We start from the raw sequence: 25,862 nt of genomic DNA, 5'->3' as shown, positions 1-25,862 counted from the left end.
CCTTCGAATTTTTCTCTTTCTGCGCTGCAGAACCTAGCTAATGCACCCACGGCTCACGGAGCACACAACTATTCGCGGTATTAAAATGCTATTACTCTGCTTTGTTTGATCGACGATTAATCTGGACATCTACATGCGAGGTAGCGATGACTGCATCCAATTTAGAAAAATATCGGAAAGACTTGAAAGCTTTGCTTAAAGAGGGGACGGGTGTTCTTCAAGCGCTTCGCCATGACGCAGAGGGTTCGGAAGCATGGCGAGCGCGTTGGGCAAGGGCGGGATGGACTGAGGAGAGAATCGATGCTTACGAAAATAAGCTCAAATCCTTCCGGGTTTGTTACAACCACTGGTATTCGGAAGCTCTGGTTGTTGTGAAGCAGTTGCTTCCAGACCGGTTTGCGGACTTCGTAAAGTTTTATGAGCGACCAAAGACGCGAAAGTCATTTGATGTCGAGACTTATCGAATTGAGGACGCGTGCCAAGCTCTTTCATCGACTCGGTATGGCGGGGACGTGGTCGTCGACATGTCTGCAGCTATTCCTCTGCTGCAGCAGCAGATAGCAATTCTTGAGTCCATAGAAAAACGTTTCGAGAGCTCACTTTTTGACATCAAGCAATTAGTACAGGCTGACCTCTTTGACTCTGAGCTTGATGTTGCTAGAGAGCTGCTAAAAAACAAATTTTCTCGTGCGGCGGGTGCTGTAGCCGGAGTAGTGCTGGAAGGCCATCTGAAGCAGGTTTGTGACAACCATAACTTGGCCAAGAAATCTGGGACCATTGCAGTGCTCAACGACGCGCTGAAAGCGGCTAGTGTCATCGAGCTTTCTCAATCTAGGCATATCCAGTTTCTGGGTGATATTCGTAATAAGTGTGGACATAAAAATCCTACTGATCCAACGGTCGAGGAAGTAGGCGAACTTATTACTGGGGTCGACAAGGTTATAAAAACCATCTTCTGAACCACTCGTTGGGGCCAGCTTAGCCCCTTTGAGAAAATGCTTACAGGTTCAGAGCGAGTTGAAGCATTCCTATTACATCTGGCCCGTCCTCGTTGATCCAAGTGCCGTAATGCTGTCGAATCATATTCGCGCTGGTGTGCCCCATCTGCTCCGCGATCCAGTCGACCGACGCAACCCCGGTGGTCAGCAGTTGGCTGGCATAGGTGTGTCGGCATTGGCCAGGTCCGCGATAACGAACGCCGGCGGCTTTCAAGTGTGCTTTGAAGAACCTGTCTCTCACGACGAAGTCGCTGACGTGCGGCAGGCCACTCTTAGTGTTGAGGAAAACGAAGTGCAGCTTGTGCTTGCGGATTGTCTTGTTGTCCCGCTCAACGACGTCGACCGTGTCCACGGTCTTGAGCGGGTTGATCGCGTTCAGCTTGCGCAGGGCATCCCATGCGGGTTCCAGCAGACGCACCTTGCGCGTAGAGCGCCGGGTTTTCGTCACGCGGTAGGCTCCTCGCACCTTGGACCGTCGAAAAGTCACCGTCCCTTGTTTCAGGTCGACGTCCTCCCAGGCCAGCGCGATGGTCTCAGACACCCGTGGGCCAGCCCAAATCATGAACTGCACCATCAGCAGCTCCTGGGTGCGGCTGGTGTGCGTATTGAGGATCTGCTTGATTTCCGCCCTAGTGAACGGGTCCGGCGCTTCTGGATCGGGCAGGCGCACAAATAACCCCTCGGTTGGGTCGTGTGCGACCTTCTTCCGGGTGCGGTACAAACGGAACACCTGGCGCACATTGCTGATGATGTCGCGGATGGTTTTGTTCTTCAGCCGCTTCGACAACGGCCCCTGAATCCATTCCTGCAGGTCCAAGTGGTCGATCTGATCAATCTGGACATCTCCCCATCGCGGACGTACATGCACCTCGGCTTTGTTTTTGTATCCCCGGAATGAGGTCGCTGCCACGCTATTGCTCTTGATGGTCAGCCACAGGTCCAGGTAGTGCCCGAACGTGTTCTCGGCCAGCTTCGTCGACTCGGGAAAATGCCGGCGGTAATCGAATGTGCCGGCCTGGATCTCGTACTCAATCACCGTGACCAGGCGCTTTGCGTGCTCCCGGTTTTCCGGTGTGTTCCCACCAGGCACTAGCTCCCGGCAAAGCTCGCCATTGAAACGAAAATAAACCCGTACCGAATTGCCACGGGCCTCTACGCCATCTGCCATATGCGTCCCCACGCGATGTATCGAAAGTTTCTTCCGGTCGAAAGAAAAAAAGGCCCGTCGCCGGGCCTGATGTATTGCGGGTTTAGTGTTGCCGATCACTGCTGGCGAAGTAACCAGAACAGGCTGGCACTTTTTCTAGGTGCCGGTGTGGCCCCAGCGTGGGCTTCCTCGGCTCGGCGCTTGGCGTTGGCCGCCTGGCGCGCCTTGCTGCACTTCTGGTGGTTGCCGTGGGCACGGGATCTGTTGCATTGGTCACAGACGCCTGTCAAGTCGAGGTTCCAGGGGAAAGATTTACCGTTGTTCATGGAAACCCTCATTACCTGTGGTTTGTAGGGAGATGTAGAGCAGTCCAAGGGGTTTATCCACGGCAGAGCCCTACCATCCCAGTCACAGCCCACCACAGGTCTTGCGATGCCATGAACCCGATACCAGCGAAAAATCCGATTGAAATTGCTTTGGTAGCCATGCTCATTCGCCCTCTGCCAGTTTGGCGTCGATGGCCTGATCAAGATCCTCACCATTCAACACAATGTTCTGAGGTGTCCGACCAACGAACACGCCGCCTGCGCAAATGCTGTTTAGGTCGCGTTCTCGCAACCAGCGATAGCGGGCGGCATCACGTGCTAAAAGATTCGCCCGCTCATCCGCTGTAGCCAGGCGATCGCTAAGCTTGCCGTTCTCAACCTGCAACTCGCCCATGCGGTTTTCGAATGCAGAGGACTGTCGACCACGGCTTTCGCTTAGCACTTCTGCCTCACGTAGGGCATCGCGCAGATCCGTCTCGCGGACAAGCGCTGCATCAAACTCATCAGCAAGAACTACTACCGGTTGGAAGATGGCCTTGCTCACACCATCGACGCCAGGGATGAAACCTTTCAACTTCCAGCGCTTCACTTCGTTCATGAAAGTGTCTCCTACATCCGAAACGATTGATGGATGAACACGGGCTGAGCCTTATGTTCTGCGGTCTTTGCGTCCTCGCCTTGGATCTCGCAGACGAACCGGTGCAGCCTGCGGTTGGGCGCAGTCAGCTCTGCAGTGAGGCTTGGGACGACGCCAATGCACTGCTCGTAGGCACCCGATCCGCTCCAGCTATCAACCTTCACCACCTGGCAATCGGTCCGGGTTGCGTCTACGCAGAGGTAAAGCAGAAGGGATACGCTCACGCGCCGACCTCCTGCTGAGCAACGCTCAACGCGATCGCCACCGGCTGCACCCAAATCGAAACGTTGCTGAGCATGAACGTCTCACCAGCCTCGGAAAGCAGCAGCGTCATGCCGAACACGTCGGCCATAGCCCTTGCCGCCGCGCGGGGCACAGCATTGCCGATCCGCTCCCGGTGGTTGCCATCGTTGATACCGTCGAGCCGGAATACCCCCGCCTGTTCGATCTTCCGAACCCGCTGCATACGCTCGATCTCATGGGCGGTTTGTGGATCTGCTGACCAGTGATCCTCCGGGTCAAATAGCGATTGCAGCGCGGCCAGCTCCAGCGTGGTGAATGGCCGATGCCAGGTGCCGTCCAGGCTAGTGATCATGCAGGTCATCCGGTCGTTGGGCGCCGGCATGCGCTGGTCTGCAACCGACCAGCGCCCGTTGTCATGACACGCGCTGGCGGAAACGGCGCCGGCTGGAGTGTTGTACTCCACCACCCCGTAGTGCCCGCCGGTCAGGTAGGCATCGCCCTTGGTGCGCGACATGCCCGGGCGCGGGTCTGCGATCGACAACGCGCCGCTGGCAACCTGTTGCGAGCCGGTCACGGTCTTGGCGTTTTCGCACCAGGGCGTGATCCGCAGCTTTTGGGTGCTGGCGCTCGGATGCCAGTTTTTGTAAGCGGGATCAGCCACGGCGAAAGCGCCCTGCCCGGTGGTGCTGCCGGCGATCACGGTGCCGGCGTGCTTGCTGTAGTCGGTGACCAGGTATTTGCCAAAGCCTTTAGATGGCTGCCGAGGGTCGGCCACGGCCTGCCCGCCGGAGCTGGGGCCGTGTCCAGCGGTGACTGTGCCAGCGGCTTGATCGTTGCGCACCACTCGGAAAACGTTGTTGTGGCGCTCGCCGCCCATGCGTGGGTCGGCAACGCTGAACGTGCCTTGCCCTGGGCTGCGTTGGCCGGTGACCACACCGCAATGCCGGTCGTAGGGCAGCACGCCGTACTGGGTGTATTCGAATTTGCTGGTGGGGCGTGGGTCGGCGACAGAGAATTTTCCGTTGGTTGGACTCGAACGACCGGCAACCGTGCCGGCGGTGTCCTGCCAGTCATGCACTCCCATGTATCCGGCGCGGTATTCCGGCACGATCACGAAGTCGCGCAGGTACCCGTCCTCGATCGCAAACCGGCTCAAGCTGCGCCAGTCCTTCCCGGCCTCCACCAGGGCCAGCCGTACCCACGTTTTCCACTGCAGCGCCGGTACGCGGTGCATTGGACCGGCCTGGTCGATATCGCCGGCCAGAGGCATGCGGCTTAGCACATCACCGACAGCGCGCAGGCTGCGCTTTTCAGGTTCATACAAGAATGCTGGAACCTGTTCGACGTGCCTGGCCACCAGCAAGAAACGCTTGCGGCTCTGTGCCAACCCACCAATCTCGCCACAGTCGTGGGTGGTTTCCGCAACCGCGTAGCCGTAATGGCGGAGCAGTTTGGTGATCTGGTCCAGCAGGTAGCGGCCACGGGTTGCCAGGCGCGGTACGTTTTCGAACACGATCAACTTCACCGGTCTGTGCTTCCAGGCTTCGCACATCAGCCACACACAGCGCAACGTCAGTTCATTGAGCGCCCGGTACTTGGGCGTCTGGCTCATCGTTTCAGACAGCAGGCCCGAGGCCCCTTTGCACGGGCTGCTGATGAACACGGCGTCCGGGTCTTCGTTGCCGGCGGCACGGCGCAGATCCTCGGCGGTTGCCTCTATCCACCCGGTGGGCGGCTGTTGGCCGTGGAATGCGGTGAACTGTTCGCGGGTGAACAGATCCATCAGCGTGCCAGGTACGCCGGTCATCATCTGGAAGTCGCGCAGGCCTGCGGGGTCGACGTCGACGCCGCCGAGGCAGCGCCATTCTGCTTGCACTGGGCCCAGCACGGGTTTGGAGTCGCTGAAGCCAGCGGCGCCGCTGCCCAAGCCGCAGCAGAGGTGGAAGTGGGTAAGGGTGCGCTTAAGCATTGGACACCTCGACTGCCTTCACCTTCGCAATACGTGCGGACTCGTATTCGCTCGCCACGATCTCCACCGCGCCGTCGATCCATCCGCAGGATGGTGTTCCAGCGGCTACGTTAGCCAGGTGTTCGGCTTCATTGATTTGAAAGCCGAGGCGAAAGTACGCGGTACCGTTGACTTCAAGCTTGATCCCACCGCTCATCAACAAGTGGCCCGTGTTCACCACCAAACGTTGCCAATATTCATGGGAACTGAGGCGTTTTGGGCAATGCTCTGCCCACAAGGCAACCAGGCGTTCATGTTCAGCCCGAATTGCTGCGCGGTCTTCCTTGGACATGCCTTTGGCAAGCTTGACGGTGCTGCGCAGCGAGCGGTAGCCGTAGTCATCAGGGCGGCACCAGTGCGCATCCAGCTCCGTACCGCCTGTAAGTTTCACTCCTCCCGCAAAGTGGGAAGTGATGTCCCTCATTGGGGCGACCTTGCCGCCGAACATCGACCCGAGCACGGCCAGCTGGGCTCTGTGCATGTCCTTCTGAACGTAGAAGTCACGAACGATGGCAACTGTTTCGGGCTCGCTGGACTTGTAAAAAAAGTCGGACATGATCACTGCCCTCCCATGAGCATGCGTGTGAGTGCGTTGGGCTGGCCGTCTGGTGTCATCAGGTCGAAAGGAACCCATACCTTCCGGCCGTTTCGGTACTTCACGCGCGCCATGGAGCGCGTGACTTCGACCACCTCTCCTTTTTTGGAACTCATGTTGATTGTGCGGCCGGTCTCCCGGGTGACCACGAAGTTCACCTTGTCGCCGACTTTGAAGGCTGTTGTGCTAGCCTCTGCTCCGCTGCTGCTTGGGTTCTGTGCTTGCATGGTGCTGCTCCTTGGTAGTGGTAGGTGTCGGGGAGTTGGCGCTCCTCGACACCATCTTTCAGGCCTGTTTGGCCTGGTCTTGCGTGATGAGTGCTATGACTTCGTCTTTATCCTTCGCATAAGCGAAGGGCAGTTCGCCCCCTGGGCGAGTGATGGGGTAGCGCGATTCAGGCAGCCGGCAGAGCGCGACGGTGTAGCCGCTGTCGGTAACCCAGCAGTCGCGCTGGAGTTGCCCGTCCCTATTGCGTTTCGGCGCCCACGTCATGCCCAACTCCCGATCAGTTGTTCCCAGATGGCATCGCCATCGGGGAGGTACGTGTGCACCTCTTGCTCTGGCGAGTAGTCGAGCTGCAGTACTGCCAAGCAGTCGTCGAACAACGCGGTGTCGAGACCGCGAAGGCTGGTCAGCACGAACGGGTAATCGCGACCGTTGTAGAGGCCGAGCAGGAAGCGACCGATCACCGCGCTCTGGCCTGTATCACGCTGTGCTACAGGGACCAGCCGAGCCAGGGCCTCGACACCGGCCCTGCGGATGGCAGGTCGGGCGGCTTCGAACTTTTCCAACTGCAGAAACCAGTTGGGCTGCTGTTTTGGTGCAGGCGTATTCATGCGGGTTCTCCTTTCGAAGGCCGAATCAATAGGGAAGGGTGTCGGTGAAGGCGATGTCGTGTACCAGCTTCCTGGTCTCAAGCTGAAGGTCCTGCGGAACAGCGAGAAGATTGCAGAGCAGGTCAACCAGACAGATCATCTGTGCACAGTTGAGGGCTGTGCGCCCGTTGAGGTCCGTCCCGTATTTACGAGTGAGCTGACCCTGATATGCGGGTAAAAATGCCTTGAGGTTGCTGCAAATCCATTCTCCAGACTGCGCAATCTCGATACCGAACGCACTTGCCTCAGCTGCCTCGACGTTGCCAATGGCTTCCGGCCAGATCCTTGGCGTGTGGGCGTCGTGAGCTGAGAGATTGACCGTAACCATTCTGCTGGTGACCGCATCACTGCATTCCAGCCGTTGATTGGCGGTTATCACCAAAGCCCCGCGGAATGTCACTTCCTCACTCAGGCCATCCCCCGAGCGGAGGCTCATGCTGCCGGAGCTGAAAAGCGGCTTCAATTCATCCCAGTCAATGGATTGGCCTAACTCGCCTTGCTCCTCGCAAATCACAATCCGTTGCCCTGCGCTGGCAAACGTGCGCGCTCGCGCGGCTGGAGTGGAATGCCCCAGAAAGTTGGAATAAGGCGTTTGCCCGTTCAGCTTTTGGAGGTAGCCCAGCAGCAGACTCTTGCCGCTGCCGGCGGCGCCGACGATCTGCAGGAATGGAAAACTGGTGTGGTCTTCGCGAATTCGGCCGGCATGCACCGCTCCCATCCACCAGGCCATAGCCAGGACCCCACGCGCGCCGAAGTGGGCGACAAAGTCGTTGAAGCGAATGGCCGATTTGAGTTCGTTTTGCATGGTGCTGCTCCCGTTGTTGCGGTGGTTACACGCCCTGGAATACCCAGCAGCGAATGGTTTTCGGTTTGTTGAAGGCGTCGACCTGGCGCACCGAGTTAACGGGCTTGTTCGAATCCAGGAATTTGGGTGACTTGCTGGTCTTGAGCAGGCGCTTCAGGTCGCTCAGTGGGGGCACTTGCTGCCGCTTGTTGGCAGCCATCTCCACGAATTCATTGAGGTTCACGGCAATAAGCCCGTCGCGGCGCGCGTGGTTCAGTGCCGATTGCTCGTCCATGCCGTTTAGGAATTCGTACAGGTCCCAAAACTCGCGCACGGTCGGGTGATCAGCGTTGATCGCCTGCTGACGCTCCAGGGCCATGCGGCTGATTTCCGCGTGTGCAAGGGCCTTGCGGCGTTCGCCCAGCGGCACTACGCCGGCCAGCGCATCCACCAGGCTGCGCAGCTGGGCGTGGTTCTTGGCGATACGCACGGTGCGAACGCCAGGCTGGGCCAGCAGCTCCTGTTCGTAGCCGGAAGTGTTTTCCTCCATCAGGCGCATGGTCTCGGCTTCGCGCTGCAGCGCCTTGACCAGGAAGCCGCTGATGCTGTCCATTGGCATGCGCTCCAACTGCTCGGCGTACTGCTTGGTTTCCGGCGTGTGGTGTTCGCGAGTCAGGTGGACATGGCAAATACGCTGCAGGATGGGTTCGGACGCGTTGACCGGGTTGTTCTGAGCGATCAGCAGGGCGGCGCGGAACGGCGGTTCATGGGTGTCGTTGCCGTTGTTTTTCACGCCGGTGGAGCGGACGCTGCGGCCGTTGTATGCGGTCTTCAGCTCGTCCCAGTCGAAGTGTTTAACCGGCTGGCCTTCCTTCTGTTCACGTTCGGACTCGATCAGCACCACCGGCAAGTTGCTGACCTGCGAGAAGTTACGCGCACGGCTGGCGGCGGTTGCTTTGGACGGGTCGAAGCCTTCGTAATCAGTACGCCCGACCGACTTCCACAGCAGTTCCACCAAGGTGGTCTTGCCTGAGCCGGCTTCGCCTACCAGTTCCAGGAACATCAGCGACTTGTGGATCTGGCGGATCTGCTCGGCGTGCAACGCGCCCAGCCACCAGGCCAGTACCACCAGCCCCTGAACGCCGAAGCAGCACCAGTAGATGTCGAACCAACCCTCGTTGTAGGCGTTGAGGTCCGTATTGATGTGTAACACCGGAGACTGGCTCTGCGACTTGATGCTCAGCTTGCCCAGGTCGAAAAAGTCTTCTTTGTTGCGCACCTGCACCTTGCCACCGTGGAAGGCTAGGTCGTTGAAGACGTAGGCGCCGTGGTCGCGGCTGTAACCGATCCATTCGATGGTATTGACGGTCTTTAGGCAGTCGAGCTGGGGCGCGAGAATCCGTTTCAACTGCTGGGCGCTGCCCTCGAACATCGCGCCGTTGGAAACGTTGAGCAGGCGATTGGCGAACTCAGGCGCCGACGTGAGCTGCTTGGCCGTGAACGTGCTTTTGATGGCCGGCCCCTGCGGCCGCTCGATACGGAAGTAGTACCAAGCCTCATCGGTCAGGTCGTTGCGCATGTAGTACAGCGCCTGGAAGTTGCAGTTGGCGATGCTGTTTACTGAGCCCGATTGGCGCAGTGCCTTGTATCGCCGCTGTTCGTCGGTGAGCAGCTGGTCTTCGTGCCGGTCGGAGCTATCCAGATCGCCCATGGCGCGGTCGTACTTATCGAGATCCAATCGAAACCAGTACAGGCGCTTGCGGAATGTGAAGTTGAATTCCTTGCGCTCGTCGTGCAGGTAAATGAGAAAGCCCTTTTCCTCTGCCGAGTCGGCCAGCAGCAGGTCGCCGTGGTGGCGTGCTTCGTCGAGGTCCTGCTCGATACGCTCAGCGCGCTCGGCGGCGTCCTCGATCGGCTTCCAGCGCAGGTGGAGGTCATTCCAGTCCACCTTTTTGCCGTTGGGCTGAGGAATAACCGCCGCTTTGCATACGAAGCCCAGGGCACGCGCTTCTTTCGCCCAGCGGCGCATGTTGGCCTTGGCAACGGGCTCGTTATCCAATGCCCACACCAGCACCGGCAAGCGTTTGTCGGCGTCGTGGCGCAGTTTGGCCAGGGCCTTGAGTGAGTCAATCGGGCAGGGGGCGCTGGACATCATCGACACGGCCGGCACTTCGTTGTGCAGCAGCGCTATGGCGTCGAATATCCCTTCAACTATGAACAGTTCGTCGACCTCCAGCAGGTCCACGCTCGGCGGGCACCACCAGACGCCTTTGTAACCGGGCAGGCCTTCGCCCGTCGGGCGAAAGCGCGCTTTCATCTTGCCAAAGCGGTCTGGCCGATCGATCAACCGTTCCCAGTACCCACCTTTTTCCAGGGCGAAACGCACCGTGGCACTGCCGATGTTCAGTCGACTGTCCCAGTAGTTTTCCTGAGTGAACCAACCGGCGAGCAGCTCAAATTTGAAGCCCCGCGCGAACTCAAGGTAGGCGCGTGCTGTGGCCAGGGGGTTGTCTGGCGTCGACGGCGCAGTCTTGCTCCAGTCGTTGAACAGATCGTCGTAGACGTCCTTCACATGGACCCGGTGGTCGCATTTTTCTGGCCGGCCGCAGATCAGCGTCCACGGCGAATCGTAGAAGGTGTACAGGGTCTTCTGGTTGCACGCAGGGCATACGCCCTTGCGCATGTAATTGGTGCTGGGCATGTGCTTGAGCTGGTAGTCCCGCTCAATGCGCTGGATGACGTCGGCTCGCAGCCTTTGTTCCATTTCCATCGTGGCTTACTTCGCTTCGTCGAGACTGTGTTTAAGGGCGCCTATCAGGCTTTTTCGTGCAGCCAGCCCGGGGAAGGCCACCAGCAACGAGCCATGCCGCAAACCCTCGGGGATCATGCGAAAGCGGTCGTCATACCAGTGCTCGTTGAACAGCACCGCGTACTGCGCACGCAGCTCAACGAGCAGTGCCTCGGCCTGTTCGCGGGGCAGTTTTGCGGTGATGGCGATGTCGATTTGCATGGTCCACCTCGGATTGCGGGCAAAGCTCACCCAAACCCATTGGGGATGGGGCAGGGCGGGGTTTAAAAAGGGAGCGTTACTGAGGGTGTTGCTTGTGGGGCGTGGCGCGTTGGTCGAGCAGCTTCTGTGGCAGAAAGCGAGCCGATACCGGGAATCGTTGATTAGCGAGTTTGTCCACCAGGTGCACGCGGTCCAACCCGCCAGTCCAGTCCGATCCGCTGGCCCAATCGACGCCAATCCAACGGCGTTTTTTAATGACCTGCAGTTCCGTCCAGGCGTTGTGGACCAACTTCGGGGCCATGAAAACCGGCACTTCAAGTGCAAGTGTCAGGTGGCGGATGCACCGATCGAACAGCAGATCGGAATCCACAAGGTGTTCTGCCTCATGGCGTTGTAGGTAGGCGAAAGCAGCCTGTTGCATGCTGCTGCGGTAGTCATGAGTCTGTTGATCGAGGTTCATCACGCGCGCTCCATTTCCAGTTGTTCCAGCAGGTCGGGTTGATTGTTTTTCGGCATCAGGTTCTGACGGGCAAGGAGCCGGACTTTCGTAGGCGCAATTGGCAAAACCGTGAGGGGGCGCTCGATGCCCGAGGGGCTGAGCTGATATTCCCAAACCAACGAGCCGGAGAAGGTGGCGCCGCACAGCAGGTTGGTGCATTCGGCGTACATCGAGCGGAAACAGGGCGTCTGGCCTTCCGAGGTACGGATGCGCATGGAATTGTTGCAGCAAGGGCACACCAGCTTGTAAGTACTCACAGGACGGCCCCTTGACTGTAAAGCTGGATGGTCGCGAACACCTCGGCGTAGCGGGCCGACATGTAGGCGATCAACGCGGTGGTGATGGCGTCCGCCTCACGCTTTTCAATAACGCCGTCGTCCAGGGCGGCAGACATGATCTGGTCGACCATGCCGCGCTGGGCCGAGGCTTTGAGCGAGCGGCTGTACAGCTCGACGTTATCCAGCGTCTCCGGGAGGCTCAAAGGTACGAACATGCCGCCGTACATCGCAGCGATGTAGTCGGGCAGAAACGTGGTGCCGGCTACCTGCTCCAGGCGATGAATGTGTTCATCGGTCAGAGGACGGCTGCCTGCATTCTCGTAGGCATGGTTGTCGAACTTCTTGATGGGCATTCCGAGGTCTGCCGAGGCGTACATCCGACCGCCTGGGTAGGCGCCGATGACGGCCATAACGACGCTCTTTCTGCTGTCTAGAACTGGGCGCTTCATCTTCTGGTTTTCCCCTGGAGCCAGAGGCCCTAATTTGTGATCTGGCCGTCTTTGATTCCGAGCAATACAGCTGCTCGATGTGCTTCACCGCGGCGGCCTTTTTTACGGCCGTTCAGCAGGTCGCTGACCAGATTTTTGTTCAAGCCATGTTGGCGGCTAAATTCGGCAATGCTTTTACCCTCGCGATCAAGAACCGCGCGGGCTTGCTCGGGGGTCTGTAGGGCATGCATAGTGTTCGTCCGTGTTTAATCGTGTTCGACGAAAAGGATTCTTGGGCAGATTTCTGTTCAAGTCAACTTATATTGATCAAAAAAGTGCTCATATCTTCAGGCGTAGGTGAACGCCTGCGGCAAGAACGCGAGCGGTTGGGCAAAAACCAGACCGACTTTGGCGTCTCCGCAGGGGTGAGCCGTGGGACTCAAAAAGCTTATGAACTGGGGTCTAGTTCCCCCGATGTCCGCTATCTTTCTGGGCTACAAGAGCTTGGAGTTGACGTGCATTACGTGCTGACTGGCTCGCAGGCCGAAGCAGATCTCAACAACCTGACCGACGTGGAATCCGCTGTTTTAGGGAACCTGCGACGTATGTCAGAAGATGACCGGAATGTGCTGCTGCGGACGGCAGCGGCATTTGCGAGTGCAGCGGGTCTGACAGGGAACAAGCAGACCGATTAGAGGACTGAAGTCATCGAAGCGGAATTGATATGCCGACCATGAAGGTCGGTTTTTTTCGTCGGGAAGAAGGAAAGGAGTTGTTCGAATGGCGTTGAAGTCCTGTAAATCTTGTAAGCACGAAGTGGATTCCACTGCGAAAGTTTGCCCTGGCTGTGGTGTCAAAAACCCCGGCGTTACTGTGGGGCAGCAAGTTTTCGGATTTGTAATTCTGCTGGTCATCATCGTTGTGACCGTGTCGATGTGTTCGGGCGGTAGTAAGGAAGAACACGTCCAGAAGGTCGCACAGAAAGCTTCATCAGATGCTGCTGTCCCCTCTGCATATTCCATTACCAAAGACGATTTCCGTGAAGGCAGGCCTCGCAAGGTCGAGGTCACGCTGCCAAAGCGTCTCAGTGACACTGAGCTGGCTGAAGTTTCAAAAGCCATTCGCGCCGACACGAAATTCAATGCCGAAAAAACCTTTATCGGCTTTCGTGTTACAGGGCAAACCGATAAGGCTTATTGGGCCAGCGCTAGTTTCGATCCTGACTACAGATCCTCATTGATCGGCCTGGGTGCAAAGGATTACCAAGCACTTGCAGCCCTTGATCTGAAAGCCTACCCCAACAGAATCGGAAGCTGGCTGCGGGACGGCGCGCTGGGTCATGTGATGGTGCTGTTCAAGCTAAACGACAAGTATGTGATCGACTCTATCTTCCCAAGCGGTGGGAAGAATACTGACTTCTATGTAGGCAAAAAGCTGCCGGATGGTGGGTTGCGCCTGGATGATCCAGAAACCAGCTTCAACGAGTATTACGTCGTTGATGCCAACGGCAACTTGCAAGGCTGGGGTGAGAACGGTGTTTATATGACGCTGCCTCCTTTCAAGCCAGCGCAGTGACGTAACGCCACACATATTTTTTTAATGTGGCCCGATGACGCAGTAAAACGTGTTGGAAATTAGCTGTTCCCCGGGGAAACTTTAACGGCGCCATGTAGGCACCGAGTCCCCGTTGCGTGTGAAAGGAGTATTCGCATGATGGAGAACAGCGGTGTGTCAGAAAACCAAGTGTCAGTCGTAGATGCGAACTGCCTTAGCGATCAGGAACTGATGTTGCTTTCAATGTTCAGGGCGATCAGCGCCCAGCGACAAAGAGATGTATTGCGGATGTTGGAGGTTTTTGCTTACGCATCAGAGCAGTAATCCTGCAGACCCCGGACAGGCTCCGGGGTTTATAAGGTCTTTCCTGCCTGAGCTTTTTTCCACTCCCGATCTACCGCCCGCTTCGCGTTCTTCTCGCTAGCATACAGCCAACGCAGCCGTCTCGGCTTTGCCTGGTCTCCCGCCGTAACCGTCTTCTGTGTCCCAGTTTTCTTATCCCGGTAGTACGCGATGATCCCGGTGTAGTCCCCTGAATTTTCCTCGGCCAGATCTTCAACATTGTCCTCCGGCAATTTGCTTTCCAGCTCCAGGCTGACTGTATAGCCGTTATCCGGACTGACCGTGTGACGCACATTCCCGCCTGTCCAGATGATTTCGTCGATCTCGTTTTTCACGCCCTGAAGCGTGTAGGTCAGTTCTGGTATGAGGTCGGGTCGGCCGCGGGCAAGTGTGTAGCTAAGCGTGGCGCTGCCACGTTTCAAACGGTTGAACTCAGCGCGTGCTGCGCGGAGAGCTGACTGTCGGTCACTGTAGGTGTGACGAAGATCCTTGAGGTTTTCACCGCCGCCAGCGATTGCTTCCTGTTTTTTGGCGCTGTTCACATCATAGAAGTAGGCGCGCACACCGTCATAGCTGTCGCGGTCGGCTTGCAAGTAGTGGTGCTGGTCGCCGTCTGCACGGGTCAAGGTGATGTGTGGCAGGTTCAGGCCCGAGGCGTTCTTGCCGCCACCGGCCGGAAAGCACAGTAAGCAGCCGGCTTTGACGCTGGCCACCGCGCCGAATTCTTCGCCCATCCGGGTCATAAGGTTGGCGTCCGACTCGTTGGCCTGGTCGAGCTGCAGGATGGAGAGTGAAGCCAGCGTACTGGCAACAATCGCTTTGAGGCCGTTGCCCAGAGCTACTTGGCGAACCACATCACCCAGCGTCGTATGACTCCAGCTGCGTTCACGCTTTATTTTTAGGCTCTTGCGCAGGTCCGCCGATCGAGCGCGGATGCTGAGAATGTCAGGCGCGCCGCTGTGCTCGATTTCGTCGATGATGTAAGTGCCCTTGGATACAAGCCCGGTATCGCTCCAGCCCAACCATAATTCGGCGAGCGCTCCCTTTGACGGCATCACCAGCAGCCCGTCATGGTCGCTCAGCGTGATGCTCAACTGATCCGCTTCGATGCCCCGATTGTCGGTCAACTCCAGACTGACCAAGCGCAAGCTGATTGGTCTGGCAATGTCCTTTCCATTCACTGTCAGGCGAAACGCCGGCACTGGGTAAACCATGTCACGTTGGATACGCTCGGCGGTGTCTCGGACAAACGCAGTGACTCGAGCAATGTCGTCATCGATCACAGCAACATCCTCATCAGGCTGACTCCAACACTGGTTCCGGCGCCGATCAGATCTATCAAGTCATCGTCGATACGCTTGAGGCTGATGTTGAACTCAATCCGCCTCGGGGTCCCATCGGGAAAGAACAAGGTCTTGGTTTCGGTAAGGCTATCCACAACCCATAGGCCATAAATTCGGCCACTGCCTTCAACGAGCGGCCAGGCCTTGCCGGTGTTTGCCATCAGGCGCACCGCGTCGAGGCTCAAGGCAGTGCCGGCGAGTTCCGGAAAGATGACGCCGGGTAAGGTGATGGAATCGTCGCCACGGCCCAGGAACTGTCGAGCAGGCGCCATGCCGATGCGACTGTTGCTTGCGTGTCGCCACTCTGTCTGGCGTTGCAGCTCCTGATAGGCCGCAGTTGAAAGGCTGAACACGAACATGCCAAGGGCAAGCATCATGGTGCTACTCCAAGTCCGATAATTTGCTGCGAGTCCGGGCACCTTTCTCGCGGCGCAAGCGTTCGATCTCAGCACGTACGGCCAGTGCGATGGCGCGCGAGTCCATTCCCTGGGTGGGGTTGATATTGATTTCGAACTTATCGTGGCTGTCGTAACTGGGGCTAGCTGATGCGCTGATAGGCGGTCGATCATCAACAGCGATCACAGTACCGCTCATTGCCCCGAACGAAAGCGCGCCTGCAGCAGTGAGCTGCTTGCCCAGAGTCTGGATGACTGCCAACGGACCGTCCTCGCCCGCTCGCAGGCCCTGTGTCAGGCCTGCCATCGTGTAGCCGCCTAACTGTGCAAAAACACGTGAAGGGCTGTGGATGCCAAGCTTCTCTTTGAACCAACCAATGCTGCTGTCGCCAATCGAGCTGATGGTGTCCTTGACAGCGCCGAGGCCTGCCTTGAGGCCATTGACCAGGCCATTGACGATCATGCCTCCGAACTCGGTGAAACGGCTGGGCAGGTCGATGCCCAGGTAACTGAGGACGCCAGCAAAAGCTTGGTACAGCAGGCCGAGGGGGCTGAAGTTAATCAAGGTGGTGGTAATGCCACCAATTCCTCCGTCGAAGCCCGCTTTGATTTCGGTCCACGCATTCGAAAAGTAGCTTTTCACCGCATCCCAGTTTTTGTAGATCAGATAAGCCCCCAGCGCGAGCGCGGCGACAACTGCCGCGATGATGAGCACAATCGGGTTCGCGGACAGGCCCCACAGCGCTATGCCGACGGTACGAAGCGCAGTAACCACCGGGCCGATGAGAATGGCGCCCAGCCCTCGCAGGACCGTGCCGAACACTTTGAATATTCCGATGATGCCTGGCAGGTTGATGCCAAACATGGCCAGGCCGAAGCGCAAGAAGAGAAGCGGACCCAAGATGCCCGCGAGCGTGAGGGCAAGCCCGCCGAATACGGCCGACAGTAACGCGATGCTCGCGACTATCTTCAGCAGGCTCGCCGCCAATGCGGGGTTGGCCTTCACCCAGCCATTGACCTTATCAAGTACTCCCCCGATCGCATCCATCACATCGACCATGGTGGCCCGAACCGCTTCGCCCGCTCCGCTTTTGGTGTTGAACAGTTTGTTCTGTACGACCTGCCAGCGCCCGGCGATCGCCTCAGCGCGAACATCCATTTCGCGCTGCATGGAGCCAGCTGCAGCGGCGTCGTCGACCAATTTGAGCTGACGGCGCAACTCTTCCAGATTGTTGACCAGCTTGCCGGCGTCCTTGCCGAATTCTTTACCGAAAATTCGCGTTGATACCTCGGTCTGCTCGTCGGGCGTGAGCTTCTTGATGCGCTCAAGTACTCCCATCATCGTGCCCATGGCGTCTTTACTCATACCCTTCTGCACTGCTTCAGGGTCGAGTTTCACCATCTTCATGCCTTCCTGAAATTTCTTGCCCTGCATGTTCGCGATGGCCAGCTCGCGCACCATTGCCCGAGCCGCGCTGGCGGCGACCTCTGGCGCGGATCCCAAGGATAGGAAGGTGCTGCCCAACGCCGCCGCCTTGCGGTAATCCAGCTTGTCCGCGACGTCGCTCATTCGCGTCAATGTCTCGATGATATCGCCACCCTTCGATCGGGTGTTGTCATCCAGATAGTTCAGCGCGTCGCCCAGTTCGGCGATGTTCTTGATAGGCACTTTGTACAAACCAGCGATCCGGCCCATGTCCTCACCGACCTGTTCGGCCGGCAGATCGAACGCCACGGCAGCGGTAGCTGACACCTTCGCCATGTTCAGCAGGTTTTCTTTGCCCTGAATGCCCGCACGCGCCTGTGCTTCGACCAATGCGGCGAATTCAGTAGTGGCAATGGGCATTTCATTGCTCGCCGCTTTGATCGCGTCGGCAAACTCGTAGTAGGTGGCTGTGAGTTTTCCGTTGTCGTCGCGTGCACCGTCTACTTGCTTGGCGACACCCATCATGGCTGTTTCGAAGTCGACGTACTCCTTGACCACGGCAATGACCGGTTTGCTAGCGGCGTACGCCACGCCCAAGCCAGCAGCACCGCTTACTGCAGCACCACCTGTGAACTGTTTACCTTTGTCATAAGCTCCGCGTGCCTTGGCAACGCTTTCCTGTTTTCGACCGAGCGCGTCCAGCTTGTCCATCTGGGCTTTGACCGCACGCGTGGCGGAGTCCATATCGCGCTTGAGCTTTAGTTCTGACGCACCCAGGGCGTCGGTATTGATGCCAGCGTCTTTGAGCTGTGCGCCGAGCGTGGCGAGCTTGCCTTTCTGCTGTCCGTACTGCTCGCCCAGCCGTTTGGATTCGGCGGAGTGCTGTTTCAGAAGCGCCAATTGAGCTTTAAACGGGGCTTCCAGCCGGCGGATCTCGTCTCGCAGGTTGCCGTGGCCCGCGCGGCTCGTGCGCAGTTGCGCGTTGCTGAGCGTGAATCGGTCAGCCAGCGTCTTTTCCTTGGACGCTAGCTGATCCAGTTGCGTCTTGCGCTCCTGCTGGGCCGCTGTGAGGCGCGTGTATTCATCGCGTTGCTCGTGCGTCAGGGCATTACCCTTTTGCGTTACTGCATTAAGCGCTGCGATCTGGTTTGCGGATTGACGGTGTTCGTCCTTCATCAAGCCTAGGGCGTTACGCACCCCGGTCAGCTCTCGCTTGAGGTCGGTCTGGCTGGTTTTGAGGGCGTCGACCTTCTGGCGTGACTTCTCGAAAAGCGCCTGCGTCGGCGCGAGCTGTTGACGAACTTTCGCCGTTTCGCGGGCAAGTTGGCCCAACTTGGTGTTGTTGGCGGCAAGCGCATCAGACGTAGCCTGCGTGGCCGCCTGCAGCTCACGCCACGAGTTGATGTCGCGCTGCTGAGTGTTGAGTTCTTTAAGGCGATCACGGGCAGCCTTGAGAGCTCTGGCAGCTTCCTTACTGCCGCCCGTAATTTTCTTCAGCGGTCCCGTGGCCTTGTCGATGGCGCTGAGCAGCACCTGAAGTCTCAGATCATTCGCCATCGGTGGAGCTCCGCACCCTGGCGCGCTCGCGCCATGCCATCAGGTCTTGCAGGCCCAACTGATCCATGTCAGCTGGTGCCCAGTGAAAAACCACGGCCAGGTCGGCCATGGCGTCCTCTACGCAACGAGGGATGCGTCCGTCTTCATCGACTTCTGCAGCAAAAAACCAGACACCTTGGCGCCGATTGCGAACAGGTCAGCGGGATCCATTGACGTGATCTCTACGGCGGTGAGGGTAGGACTGCAGATGCGCGGCACCACTTTCACCAGGCTGTTGACATCCATTTGCAGCAGCTCGGACAGACTCACGCCCCGCAGTTCACCCGAATTGGGTTTGCGCAGGGTGATAGCGTCGATCGTGGTGGCGCCTCGGCGGATCGGGGTGTCGAGCACGACCTTGTTGTCGTCGACCAGCGGCTGCAGGTCGGGCTTTTCGGGGGCGACGTGTTGGTCGGAATCAGCGGTGTTCATGGTAACGCTCCAGGTTGTGGGTCAGCGGTTTACGTGGTTTTGGGGAAGGGGTCAGAAGCCAAGGGCGTTGCGCTGTTTCTCCAGCATGTCAACGCCCCCGACCTTCTCGATGAAGTTGAGCAGGTCGATCTCGATGATTTCTTCGTTGTCGACGGTCAACTTGTAGTAAGTGCAAGTGGTTTTCATCGAGTGCTCGGTGTCTTCACCAGGCTTGGCATCGCCCATTTCGATGGTTTCGTGACGGCCGCGCACGACAATTTCCACCGCGCTGACTTCACCGGTGTCGTCCTGTTCGTAGGCGCCGGCAAAGCGCATGGCAACGCCGGACGCGTTGACCATGCCAAATTGCTTCAGGCTGACCAGGTCCAGCCCGCCGGTTTTCCATTCCAGCTGGATGCCGTCGTCCGAAAAGCCCAGGTCAGCACTGACCGGGCCGTTCATGCCGCCGCCGCGATATTTTTCCATCTTGCGGCCGAGGGCGGGCAGGGTGACGGACTTGACGACACCCCTGTAGATGTTGGCGTCGTTGAACAACATGAGGTTCTTGAGTTTGCGTGGCATTGCCATGGCGGCGTTCTCCGGGTGTTTGGCTTAGGGTTAACTCCCCTCGCGGGGAGGCCCGGTTTAAGCGTTGACGGCGGCTGCGAACTGCATCAGGTAGCTGTCGGTGATGCGCTGGCGCAGGGTCAAATCTTCCAGAGGCGGCACAGGCGTGTAGTCGTAATCGATCGTCAGCTTGCCGGCCTTCAGGGTGTCTTTGTCGTTGATATCTTCGGGATACCAGCACTTGCCGCCGATCAGGTAGCCCTGGGCAACCAGCTCGCGGAACTTGGCGTTGATGCCTTCGATGATGTCCCGCACCAGGGATGCGTGCATGGGCTTGTCCACGGCCCACATATGGGCCTCGGCCATGGTGTCGGCGAGGATCTGCGCGGTGCGGGTGTAGTTCTCGAAGGCGAACAGCGGATCTTCGCTGCAGGTGCGGCTGCCCCAAAAGCGGAAGCCTCCCTCATTGATCAGCGTGGTGATCTCGTTGCTGTTGAGGTAGTTGGCGTCGGTGGCCGGGTTCTGTAGATCCCAGAACACGTCTGCGCTGATGCCGGTGACGCCGTTGACGGCGACGTTGGAGAGCGTTTTGTGCCAGCCGGTTTCCTGGTCAATCTTGGCGCGCAGGCCGAGGGCGCGGGCTACGGCCGACGCGGTGACGGTCTTGTTGGTGACGGTGTCCCAGTTTTGGAACTCCGGCCAGATCACCATGACTTCGCGGGCGCCGAAGTTCTCGCGGTAGGCGACCACCTCTTCCTTGGTTTTACAGTCCCAGGCACTGACGTAAGCAAATGCACGAAGGTTTTGAGCGATCGATACCAGCGCCGTAGCTACCGGCTGGCTGTCGAGGCCTGGCACGCCAAGGATGCGCGGCGTCATGCCCACGCGAGCCTTGGCAGCGAGCAGGGCTTTCATGCCGGTGTATTGGCCGGTTGCAGTGGTAGTGCCGATCAGCGCGGTGGTGGTAGCGGCGGCGTCCGCTCCTTCCTTGACCCGCACCACGATGACGTACGGTTTGGTCTGGTCTGCGATCGCCTGCAGGCTGCTCGCCAAGGTGCCCTTAATGCCGGCCTTGGCGATGGCGCTTTGCACGTTGGTCAGCAGGACGGGGGTGTCCAGCGGAAAAGCGAGTGGGTCTGCATCGTCAGCCGTACAAACCAGCCCGATGACTGCGGTAGCGATGGTACGAATGGGGCGGGTGCCGTCGTTGAGTTCGATGACCCGCACGCCGTGGAGATAGTCTGAACCGGCCATGGGTGGTTGCCTGCGCTGTGATGGAATGACAGTGCACAGGCTGCCGCGCGCGCGCCGATTGGGCGAGCGCGCGTACTTGTAGGAGAGGTCGTTACAGGTTCTCGGAGGGGTTATTGCGATTGGTCAGCGATCCAGCCGGGAGCTGTGGGGCGTGAATCCAGAACCGGGAACTGGGCGGTCTGCGGCCAGTCGCGGAGGGCTTGTATGTACACCAGCAACTCGCGGAACTGAACCGAAGACAGGGATGGGTCCACCCCGATTTCCTGCTGATCCCGGTGACGTTCCCGCAGCCATTTGACCGACTCGATCTCGGAGTCGCGCCACGCCCGTTCTGCCGCGATGAGCCTCGCCTGAGCCAGCGCATCGTCATAGATCCAGTCGTTCCCATCCCAGCGGTGGCCTGGTCCAGAGTACGGCGACGCGGTGAGGTTGTCCGGCAGCGGGCCCAATTCTTCCCACTGCAGCGGCGCACCTGTTTCGACCTGGTAAACCATCCCCCTGTGATCTGGTACCAGGCTCCACACCTGATCAGCGCCAGGTGTGTGAACGATAGCGAACCCGGCCTTTGGCTTTGGCGGTGCATCGGCAAAAGCCATGGCGGGAATGAGCCACTTCCCTTCGTCCAGCGGGTCGGGATCAGCCTGGGTAGGGCCGGTGTATTCGCCGGTGAGCGGGTGGGCTTGGTAGACCGTCAGCGTGGATTCAGACATGGGGCACCTCAGTATTTGATACACATAAGTCTTGCGGTGTTACGGGGGCGGGCTTCGTCGCCACCGGATGACGCGGTTTCGTACATCACCTTGCCAGGGCTTACGCCGGCCAAGCCGGTGGCGCTCAAGCCGAAATTGGTGTTGTGCTGTGCGCCATAGAGGTGGACGTGGGACTTGTTCTGCGAGTCCTGCCAACTGCCCACCGCACGGCCCTGGTCAACCCCGCGCCCATCATCGGCACCACGGAAAAACTCGCCCCGGCTGTCAGGCAGATTGAAGGTGGTACTGCCGTCGCCGGCACCGTAATAGGTGCCGATCACCGCGAACAGGTTGGCATAGACGGTGCGCGATACCGCCGCTCCATTTTCCTTGAGAAAGCCCACGGGCACGGTCGATGCGGCGAAAGCGATCGACGTCCCAGTTGGCAAAATCGCGTTGGGATCCAGATTGCCGGTGTGCCAAAGCTTGCGCGTGTTACCCCATACGCCGTTCGCCCGGCAGCCACGGACCAGAATTTCAGGCTCCACCTGCCCCTGGCGGAAGCCGATCTGCGCTGAGTAGCCGGTATCGCCATAGGGAATGTTGATCAACCCGACGTAGTTCGCAAAGCTGGTGTTGCCGTCGCCGTAGTAGTAGAAGCCGCTCGATAACCCAACCGTATCAATTGGCCGTGCCGGGGCCAGATTGGTGCCGAGGCCGAACTGGCCGACCGCGATGGCATCACCAATGCCATACCCAGCCAGCGTCGAAGCTTTTGCGGCCTTGCCGTTGAGCGCAGTGAGGATGGTGGTGGAAAAGTTCGGATCGTTGCCCAGCGCTGTAGCGAGTTCCTTGAGCGTGTCGAGCGCCCCTGGCGCGCCATCCATCACCGCCGTGATCGCATCTTGCACAGCCTTCTGAACGAAGGCCGCGTTGGCGATCAATTTATTGTTGGACCCGGCCGGCGCTGTCGGCGCTTCTGGCTGCCCTGTAAGGATGGGACTCGCCAGCGGGGCTTTCAGGCTCAACGCACTGTCGACCTGGGTTGTGGTGTAGGCATTGGTGATGCCGTACCCAGCAAGCGTAGTGGCCTTGTCGGACTTCGTTGATGGGTTGAAGTTGCCGGTGTGCCAGAGTTCGCGGGTGGCCGTCCAGACATTCGGAGCCTTGCAGCCGCGCACCAGCAGCCTGGGCTCTGTATTGCCTTGCTCGAATCCGATCTGGCCGGCGTAGTTTTCAGTGCCGTAGGGGATGTTGACCAGCCCCACGTTGTTGCTGAAACCAGTGGTGCCATTGAGGTAGCAATAAAACCCGCCGGGCAAGCCGATGGTGTCGATAGGCACCTGCGGTGCGCTTCGACCACCCAACCCGTGCTGGCCGATGAACAGGCCGTCAGTGATGCCGAAGCCACCAAGCGTGGTGGGGTTCCGGCCCGACTGCACCACCCCCCGCTTGTCTGTCGTCACCTGAAAGTAGGTGCCGGGGGTCTTGTTTGGTGGAAGTACCCGATCGAAGGAGAGGTCGACATACTCCCTGGTGGCCAGCACGACGGCGGGATCGATCTTCAGCGCAATGTTGCCGGTGCTGGAGACGATGAGACTCATCCGCACGATGAGCGTGCGCGCCGATCCTTGGTCCATCAACGCCTTGTAACTCGGGGCACAGTTGGCAACCGCGACGAGGTCATTATCTTCGTCATACAGGCCAATCTCTCTAACCCACCAGCCACCGACGTCCGCAGGGATGATTTGCTCGGCGATGATGACAGCCGGGTTCACGGGATCAATCATGAGCTGATTCAGCGGCGCGCGACGAAGTTCGTTGATCAGTTTGGTTTGGGTCGCGCTGGGCATGGGATTGGTGTCATTTGCATCACCCACCCCGAGTGCCGCGAGCTTCCAGGGAAGCCCCAACGAGTTGGCGTTTGCCAGTTTTGCGGCCCCCACGTTGGTGAGGATCGCCATAAATTGCGAGTTCTGATCGATCATGGGTACACGTCCAGGGTGTCTATGGTGTGTTCACGCCCGGCCACACCGATGTAACCAGTGACTTCAACGTCACGCTGCACGGGTGGGTAGACGTCGATTACGTCGCCTTCATAAACGGCGACACCGATGTTTAGGGCGCCTTGGGTTTCCAGGCTGATGGCTAAGCCAGTGAGGTGCCGGCTGCGGGGTTTGGCGTCATCGATCAGGAAGGTGAGTTCCTGATACATCTCTTCGGTGATGCCGGTATCCAGCACGCCGATCCGCAACTTGAATGTGCCAGGCACGCCCTCGGGCACGTCCTGCCACCACTCGACAATCTCAATCAGGTAGCCCAGCGGCTCGACCACGCGGCGTAGTGCACCGACGGTGCCTTTGCGCGAGTGGATGAAGTACGCGGCACGGATCGCCGCGCGTTTGGTGGCTTCAGACCAGGTGCTGTCCCAGCGGTCGACGGAAAACGACCAGGCCAGGTAGGGCAGAACGGCGACAGGGCAAAGGTCCGGGTTCCACAGCAGTCGCAGCGGGATAGACACGCGCTGAATTTGGGCCAGCGCAATTGCCGCCTGGCGTTCCAGCGGGGTCGAGTTGCCCGGGAGAAGGTGCTGAGCGCCCATCACTCCACCCCGACCGATAACTGAATGTCAGTGCAGTAGGGGGCCTGGTACAGCGTGGCGACGATATCGGTCCAGCCTTCCAGCTCGACCTTGCGCACACCTTCGACGTGCAGCGCGGCGTGGATCGCGGATTCCGACACCTCCATGCCGAGCCGACGGCGCTGATGCACATAGGCGCGCAGACGTTGCTCTGCGGCACTGCGGGCAGGCTCGGTCTCTGGTCCGCTGGTCAGCAGATAAAGTTTGGCCTTGACCTGGTAACGCAGGATTTGAGCAGCCTGCACGGTCAGCCGGTCAGCGACTGGCCGGCGGTTGTCATCGCTGAGGTAGCTTTTAACCACGGCCAATAAGTCGTTCTCGGCCGAGCCGTCCACGGACATACCTTGCACGGTCACCACCACTAAGGCCGGCGACGGGCTTTCCGCCGTGGCATCGGCCACGCGCCCATCGGCCGCTCGGGCGTGGAAGATGTAGCTGTTGCGGGGGCCGGCGGTGCTGAGGCCTTCCCAGGCCATTTGGGTACGCTCGCGCAGGCTATCGTCTGTTTCCATCAGCTGCGGGATGGGCGGTGATGCTTGAGAGTTGGCCGCCTGAATTACCAGGCGCTTGACGTTGTAGTTCGCCGCCAGGTTCTCCAGATCGCTGCCCTTGGCGAAGGCAATCATGTTGGCGGTGGCCGCTTCATTGACGCGCTGCCGCCAGATGGTTTCCCGATAGGCGTTCTCCTCGAGCAGCTTGGTCAGCGGCTCCGATTCCATTTCGAGCCTGGCGGCAATGTTCGCTTGTTCCCCGGCGGGCCACAGGCTGATGGCGTAGGCCTTGCGTTCGGCGAGAATCTGCTCGTAATCAATCTGCTCGACGATCTGCGGCGCGGGCAACAGGCTGAGGTCGATGGCTGAGAAGGTGTTCATACGCTGCCACCCAGCTGCAGGGGCAGGCTCATACTGAACGGCTCATTGCTGTCGACAATGCTGCCTTCGAGATCCAGTACCGCTTTTCCCTGCATGTTGGCGCCCAGGAACTGAACACGGCTGAGGCTCACACGTGGTTCCCAGCGCATCAGCGCCATGACAACCCCGGCGTATACCCGCAGGCGCGTGACGTCATTGGACGGGTGGTCGACCAACTCCGGCAAAAGGCTCCCATACTCCCGGCGCATCACGCGGCTGCCAATGCGGGTAGTGAGGATGTCGGCAATGCACTGGGCAATGTGGTCCAGCTCACCAATGGCAGCACCGGTTTCTCGATTCATTCTGGGGTCCCCGTCTTTCCGCCGCCCGGCAGCACGTTGCCGTGCAGGTGTTTCACCAGGCTGATCCCTGCCGCAACCACGTCAGTCGATACCGTGACGGTGCCGGTGACGGTCTGATTGCCGGTTTGGATGTAGTCGCCCTCGTGCGTGATCGGGCCGACGATGGTGATGCCGCCCCTGCTAACCAAGTTGGTGGTACCGCCGGCTGCCAGGATGGCGTTGAGGTGATGGGCGACGCTGTCGTACTCAATCACGGTGCCGTCGGAGTAGGTGCGCCTGTGCAGGCCAGGCCGGTTGCCGTTGGCCGGGATGTGATCGCTGGGCAGACCCGTGATTACGACGCCGTTGGCGAGCTGGCCAGACGGGCTGAACAAGATCACTTGCTCGTCGACGGTGGGCGGATCCCACTCACGGTCAGCTCCCGCGCGCAGGGTCAGCCAGGGCAGCCAGGCGGTAGTCAGTGCGCCGGTTTTAACCTGCACGCGCGGCGGCTCCATTTGCACGGCGGCGATGACGCCGAAGCGGATGAGGTTTTCCAGCATGCGGGAGAGGGCGGCGAATTCGTTCATGGCGCCGATGGTGTAGAGTTCGTTGCGCACGCGA

General features: G+C 59.1%; 32 protein-coding genes. 4 read left to right on the top strand and 28 right to left on the bottom strand.

Going from position 1 to position 25,862, the window contains the following annotated elements; translation table 11 throughout:
* Window positions 1-146: 146 nt before the first annotated feature.
* Entirely contained in the window at window positions 147-959 is an 813-nt protein-coding gene (locus tag RHM60_RS09335; RefSeq protein ID WP_322214268.1) for a hypothetical protein, read from the top strand.
* Between the two features lie 40 nt (window positions 960-999).
* On the opposite strand, the gene RHM60_RS09330 is transcribed toward RHM60_RS09335, so the two are convergent.
* The 15 genes from RHM60_RS09330 to RHM60_RS09260 all read right to left on the bottom strand — a co-directional run bounded on the left by RHM60_RS09330 (window position 1,000) and on the right by RHM60_RS09260 (window position 12,079).
* Entirely contained in the window at window positions 1,000-2,166 is a 1,167-nt protein-coding gene (locus RHM60_RS09330; protein ID WP_322214267.1) for an Arm DNA-binding domain-containing protein, read from the bottom strand.
* Window positions 2,167-2,261: 95 nt separating this feature from the next.
* The gene (locus RHM60_RS09325; protein ID WP_322214266.1) at window positions 2,262-2,471 is read right to left on the bottom strand and encodes a hypothetical protein; all 210 of its coding nucleotides are present in this window, start codon (window positions 2,469-2,471) and stop codon (window positions 2,262-2,264) included.
* 163 nt (window positions 2,472-2,634) lie between these two features.
* Entirely contained in the window at window positions 2,635-3,069 is a 435-nt protein-coding gene (locus RHM60_RS09320) for a hypothetical protein (protein WP_322214265.1), read from the bottom strand.
* A gap of 259 nt (window positions 3,070-3,328) precedes the next feature.
* Window positions 3,329-5,320, bottom strand: coding sequence for a DNA cytosine methyltransferase (locus RHM60_RS09315; RefSeq protein WP_322214264.1), 1,992 nt, complete (start codon window positions 5,318-5,320; stop codon window positions 3,329-3,331).
* Window positions 5,313-5,915, bottom strand: a complete 603-nt coding sequence (locus RHM60_RS09310) for a hypothetical protein (protein WP_322214263.1) — start codon at window positions 5,913-5,915, stop codon at window positions 5,313-5,315. Before RHM60_RS09310 ends, RHM60_RS09315 begins: the two co-directional genes overlap by 8 nt.
* A 2-nt stretch (window positions 5,916-5,917) precedes the next feature.
* Window positions 5,918-6,181 (bottom strand): hypothetical protein, encoded by a 264-nt coding sequence (locus tag RHM60_RS09305; RefSeq protein WP_322214262.1) that lies wholly within the window; start codon window positions 6,179-6,181, stop codon window positions 5,918-5,920.
* A gap of 58 nt (window positions 6,182-6,239) precedes the next feature.
* Window positions 6,240-6,446, bottom strand: coding sequence for a hypothetical protein (locus RHM60_RS09300; RefSeq protein ID WP_322214261.1), 207 nt, complete (start codon window positions 6,444-6,446; stop codon window positions 6,240-6,242).
* The gene (locus RHM60_RS09295; RefSeq protein ID WP_322214260.1) at window positions 6,443-6,790 is read right to left on the bottom strand and encodes a hypothetical protein; all 348 of its coding nucleotides are present in this window, start codon (window positions 6,788-6,790) and stop codon (window positions 6,443-6,445) included. The genes RHM60_RS09300 and RHM60_RS09295 overlap by 4 nt, the downstream gene beginning before the upstream one ends.
* A gap of 25 nt (window positions 6,791-6,815) precedes the next feature.
* Entirely contained in the window at window positions 6,816-7,634 is an 819-nt protein-coding gene (locus tag RHM60_RS09290; protein WP_322214259.1) for a hypothetical protein, read from the bottom strand.
* A 25-nt stretch (window positions 7,635-7,659) separates the two neighbouring features.
* Window positions 7,660-10,377, bottom strand: coding sequence for a toprim domain-containing protein (locus RHM60_RS09285; RefSeq protein ID WP_322214590.1), 2,718 nt, complete (start codon window positions 10,375-10,377; stop codon window positions 7,660-7,662).
* A gap of 12 nt (window positions 10,378-10,389) precedes the next feature.
* Window positions 10,390-10,623 (bottom strand): hypothetical protein, encoded by a 234-nt coding sequence (locus RHM60_RS09280; RefSeq protein ID WP_322214258.1) that lies wholly within the window; start codon window positions 10,621-10,623, stop codon window positions 10,390-10,392.
* Window positions 10,624-10,699: 76 nt separating this feature from the next.
* Complete coding sequence (locus RHM60_RS09275; protein WP_322214257.1) at window positions 10,700-11,083, bottom strand: hypothetical protein; 384 nt, start codon at window positions 11,081-11,083, stop codon at window positions 10,700-10,702.
* Window positions 11,083-11,337, bottom strand: a complete 255-nt coding sequence (locus RHM60_RS09270) for an ogr/Delta-like zinc finger family protein (protein ID WP_049818606.1) — start codon at window positions 11,335-11,337, stop codon at window positions 11,083-11,085. Before RHM60_RS09270 ends, RHM60_RS09275 begins: the two co-directional genes overlap by 1 nt.
* 38 nt (window positions 11,338-11,375) lie before the next feature.
* Entirely contained in the window at window positions 11,376-11,849 is a 474-nt protein-coding gene (locus RHM60_RS09265; protein ID WP_322214256.1) for a YmfL family putative regulatory protein, read from the bottom strand.
* 29 nt (window positions 11,850-11,878) lie between these two features.
* Entirely contained in the window at window positions 11,879-12,079 is a 201-nt protein-coding gene (locus RHM60_RS09260; RefSeq protein WP_017477234.1) for a DNA-binding protein, read from the bottom strand.
* 21 nt (window positions 12,080-12,100) lie between these two features.
* On the opposite strand from RHM60_RS09260, the gene RHM60_RS09255 reads away from it, so the two are divergent.
* From RHM60_RS09255 to RHM60_RS09245, 3 genes are all read left to right on the top strand, one after another.
* Window positions 12,101-12,523 carry a helix-turn-helix transcriptional regulator gene (locus RHM60_RS09255; RefSeq protein ID WP_322214255.1) on the top strand — a complete coding sequence of 141 codons (423 nt, stop codon included), beginning with the start codon at window positions 12,101-12,103 and terminating at the stop codon, window positions 12,521-12,523.
* 85 nt (window positions 12,524-12,608) lie between these two features.
* Complete coding sequence (locus tag RHM60_RS09250) at window positions 12,609-13,403, top strand: zinc ribbon domain-containing protein (RefSeq protein ID WP_322214254.1); 795 nt, start codon at window positions 12,609-12,611, stop codon at window positions 13,401-13,403.
* 135 nt (window positions 13,404-13,538) lie between these two features.
* Window positions 13,539-13,706 carry a hypothetical protein gene (locus tag RHM60_RS09245; RefSeq protein ID WP_322214253.1) on the top strand — a complete coding sequence of 56 codons (168 nt, stop codon included), beginning with the start codon at window positions 13,539-13,541 and terminating at the stop codon, window positions 13,704-13,706.
* 29 nt (window positions 13,707-13,735) lie between these two features.
* Here the strand turns inward: RHM60_RS09245 and RHM60_RS09240 are convergent, their stop codons facing one another.
* From RHM60_RS09240 to RHM60_RS09180, 13 genes are all read right to left on the bottom strand, one after another.
* Window positions 13,736-15,007 carry a phage late control D family protein gene (locus RHM60_RS09240; protein ID WP_322214252.1) on the bottom strand — a complete coding sequence of 424 codons (1,272 nt, stop codon included), beginning with the start codon at window positions 15,005-15,007 and terminating at the stop codon, window positions 13,736-13,738.
* Window positions 15,004-15,444 carry a phage tail protein gene (locus RHM60_RS09235; RefSeq protein WP_322214251.1) on the bottom strand — a complete coding sequence of 147 codons (441 nt, stop codon included), beginning with the start codon at window positions 15,442-15,444 and terminating at the stop codon, window positions 15,004-15,006. Before RHM60_RS09235 ends, RHM60_RS09240 begins: the two co-directional genes overlap by 4 nt.
* Window positions 15,445-15,448: 4 nt before the next feature.
* Complete coding sequence (locus RHM60_RS09230) at window positions 15,449-18,445, bottom strand: phage tail tape measure protein (protein WP_322214250.1); 2,997 nt, start codon at window positions 18,443-18,445, stop codon at window positions 15,449-15,451.
* On the bottom strand, window positions 18,435-18,554 hold the full coding sequence (locus tag RHM60_RS09225; protein ID WP_015372725.1) for a GpE family phage tail protein: 120 nt from the start codon (window positions 18,552-18,554) through the stop codon (window positions 18,435-18,437). Before RHM60_RS09225 ends, RHM60_RS09230 begins: the two co-directional genes overlap by 11 nt.
* Window positions 18,555-18,562: 8 nt before the next feature.
* Window positions 18,563-18,916, bottom strand: a complete 354-nt coding sequence (locus tag RHM60_RS09220) for a phage tail assembly protein (RefSeq protein WP_322214249.1) — start codon at window positions 18,914-18,916, stop codon at window positions 18,563-18,565.
* Between the two features lie 51 nt (window positions 18,917-18,967).
* Complete coding sequence (locus tag RHM60_RS09215; RefSeq protein WP_322214248.1) at window positions 18,968-19,483, bottom strand: phage major tail tube protein; 516 nt, start codon at window positions 19,481-19,483, stop codon at window positions 18,968-18,970.
* A gap of 57 nt (window positions 19,484-19,540) precedes the next feature.
* Complete coding sequence (locus tag RHM60_RS09210; protein ID WP_322214247.1) at window positions 19,541-20,716, bottom strand: phage tail sheath protein; 1,176 nt, start codon at window positions 20,714-20,716, stop codon at window positions 19,541-19,543.
* 110 nt (window positions 20,717-20,826) lie between these two features.
* Window positions 20,827-21,426, bottom strand: coding sequence for a phage tail assembly chaperone (locus tag RHM60_RS09205; RefSeq protein ID WP_322214246.1), 600 nt, complete (start codon window positions 21,424-21,426; stop codon window positions 20,827-20,829).
* A gap of 8 nt (window positions 21,427-21,434) precedes the next feature.
* Window positions 21,435-23,393, bottom strand: coding sequence for a phage tail protein (locus RHM60_RS09200; RefSeq protein ID WP_322214245.1), 1,959 nt, complete (start codon window positions 23,391-23,393; stop codon window positions 21,435-21,437).
* Window positions 23,390-24,007 carry a phage tail protein I gene (locus tag RHM60_RS09195; protein WP_322214244.1) on the bottom strand — a complete coding sequence of 206 codons (618 nt, stop codon included), beginning with the start codon at window positions 24,005-24,007 and terminating at the stop codon, window positions 23,390-23,392. The genes RHM60_RS09200 and RHM60_RS09195 overlap by 4 nt, the downstream gene beginning before the upstream one ends.
* Entirely contained in the window at window positions 24,007-24,918 is a 912-nt protein-coding gene (locus RHM60_RS09190) for a baseplate J/gp47 family protein (RefSeq protein ID WP_322214243.1), read from the bottom strand. Before RHM60_RS09190 ends, RHM60_RS09195 begins: the two co-directional genes overlap by 1 nt.
* On the bottom strand, window positions 24,915-25,259 hold the full coding sequence (locus RHM60_RS09185) for a GPW/gp25 family protein (protein ID WP_169895843.1): 345 nt from the start codon (window positions 25,257-25,259) through the stop codon (window positions 24,915-24,917). The genes RHM60_RS09190 and RHM60_RS09185 overlap by 4 nt, the downstream gene beginning before the upstream one ends.
* Complete coding sequence (locus RHM60_RS09180) at window positions 25,256-25,828, bottom strand: phage baseplate assembly protein V (protein WP_322214588.1); 573 nt, start codon at window positions 25,826-25,828, stop codon at window positions 25,256-25,258. Before RHM60_RS09180 ends, RHM60_RS09185 begins: the two co-directional genes overlap by 4 nt.
* Window positions 25,829-25,862 lie beyond the last annotated feature (34 nt).

This window comes from Pseudomonas sp. MH9.3, from assembly GCF_034354675.1.
GTDB lineage: Bacteria > Pseudomonadota > Gammaproteobacteria > Pseudomonadales > Pseudomonadaceae > Aquipseudomonas.
Note: the sequence above shows the minus strand (reverse complement) of the source record. Positions and strands in the feature narration are given on the sequence as shown.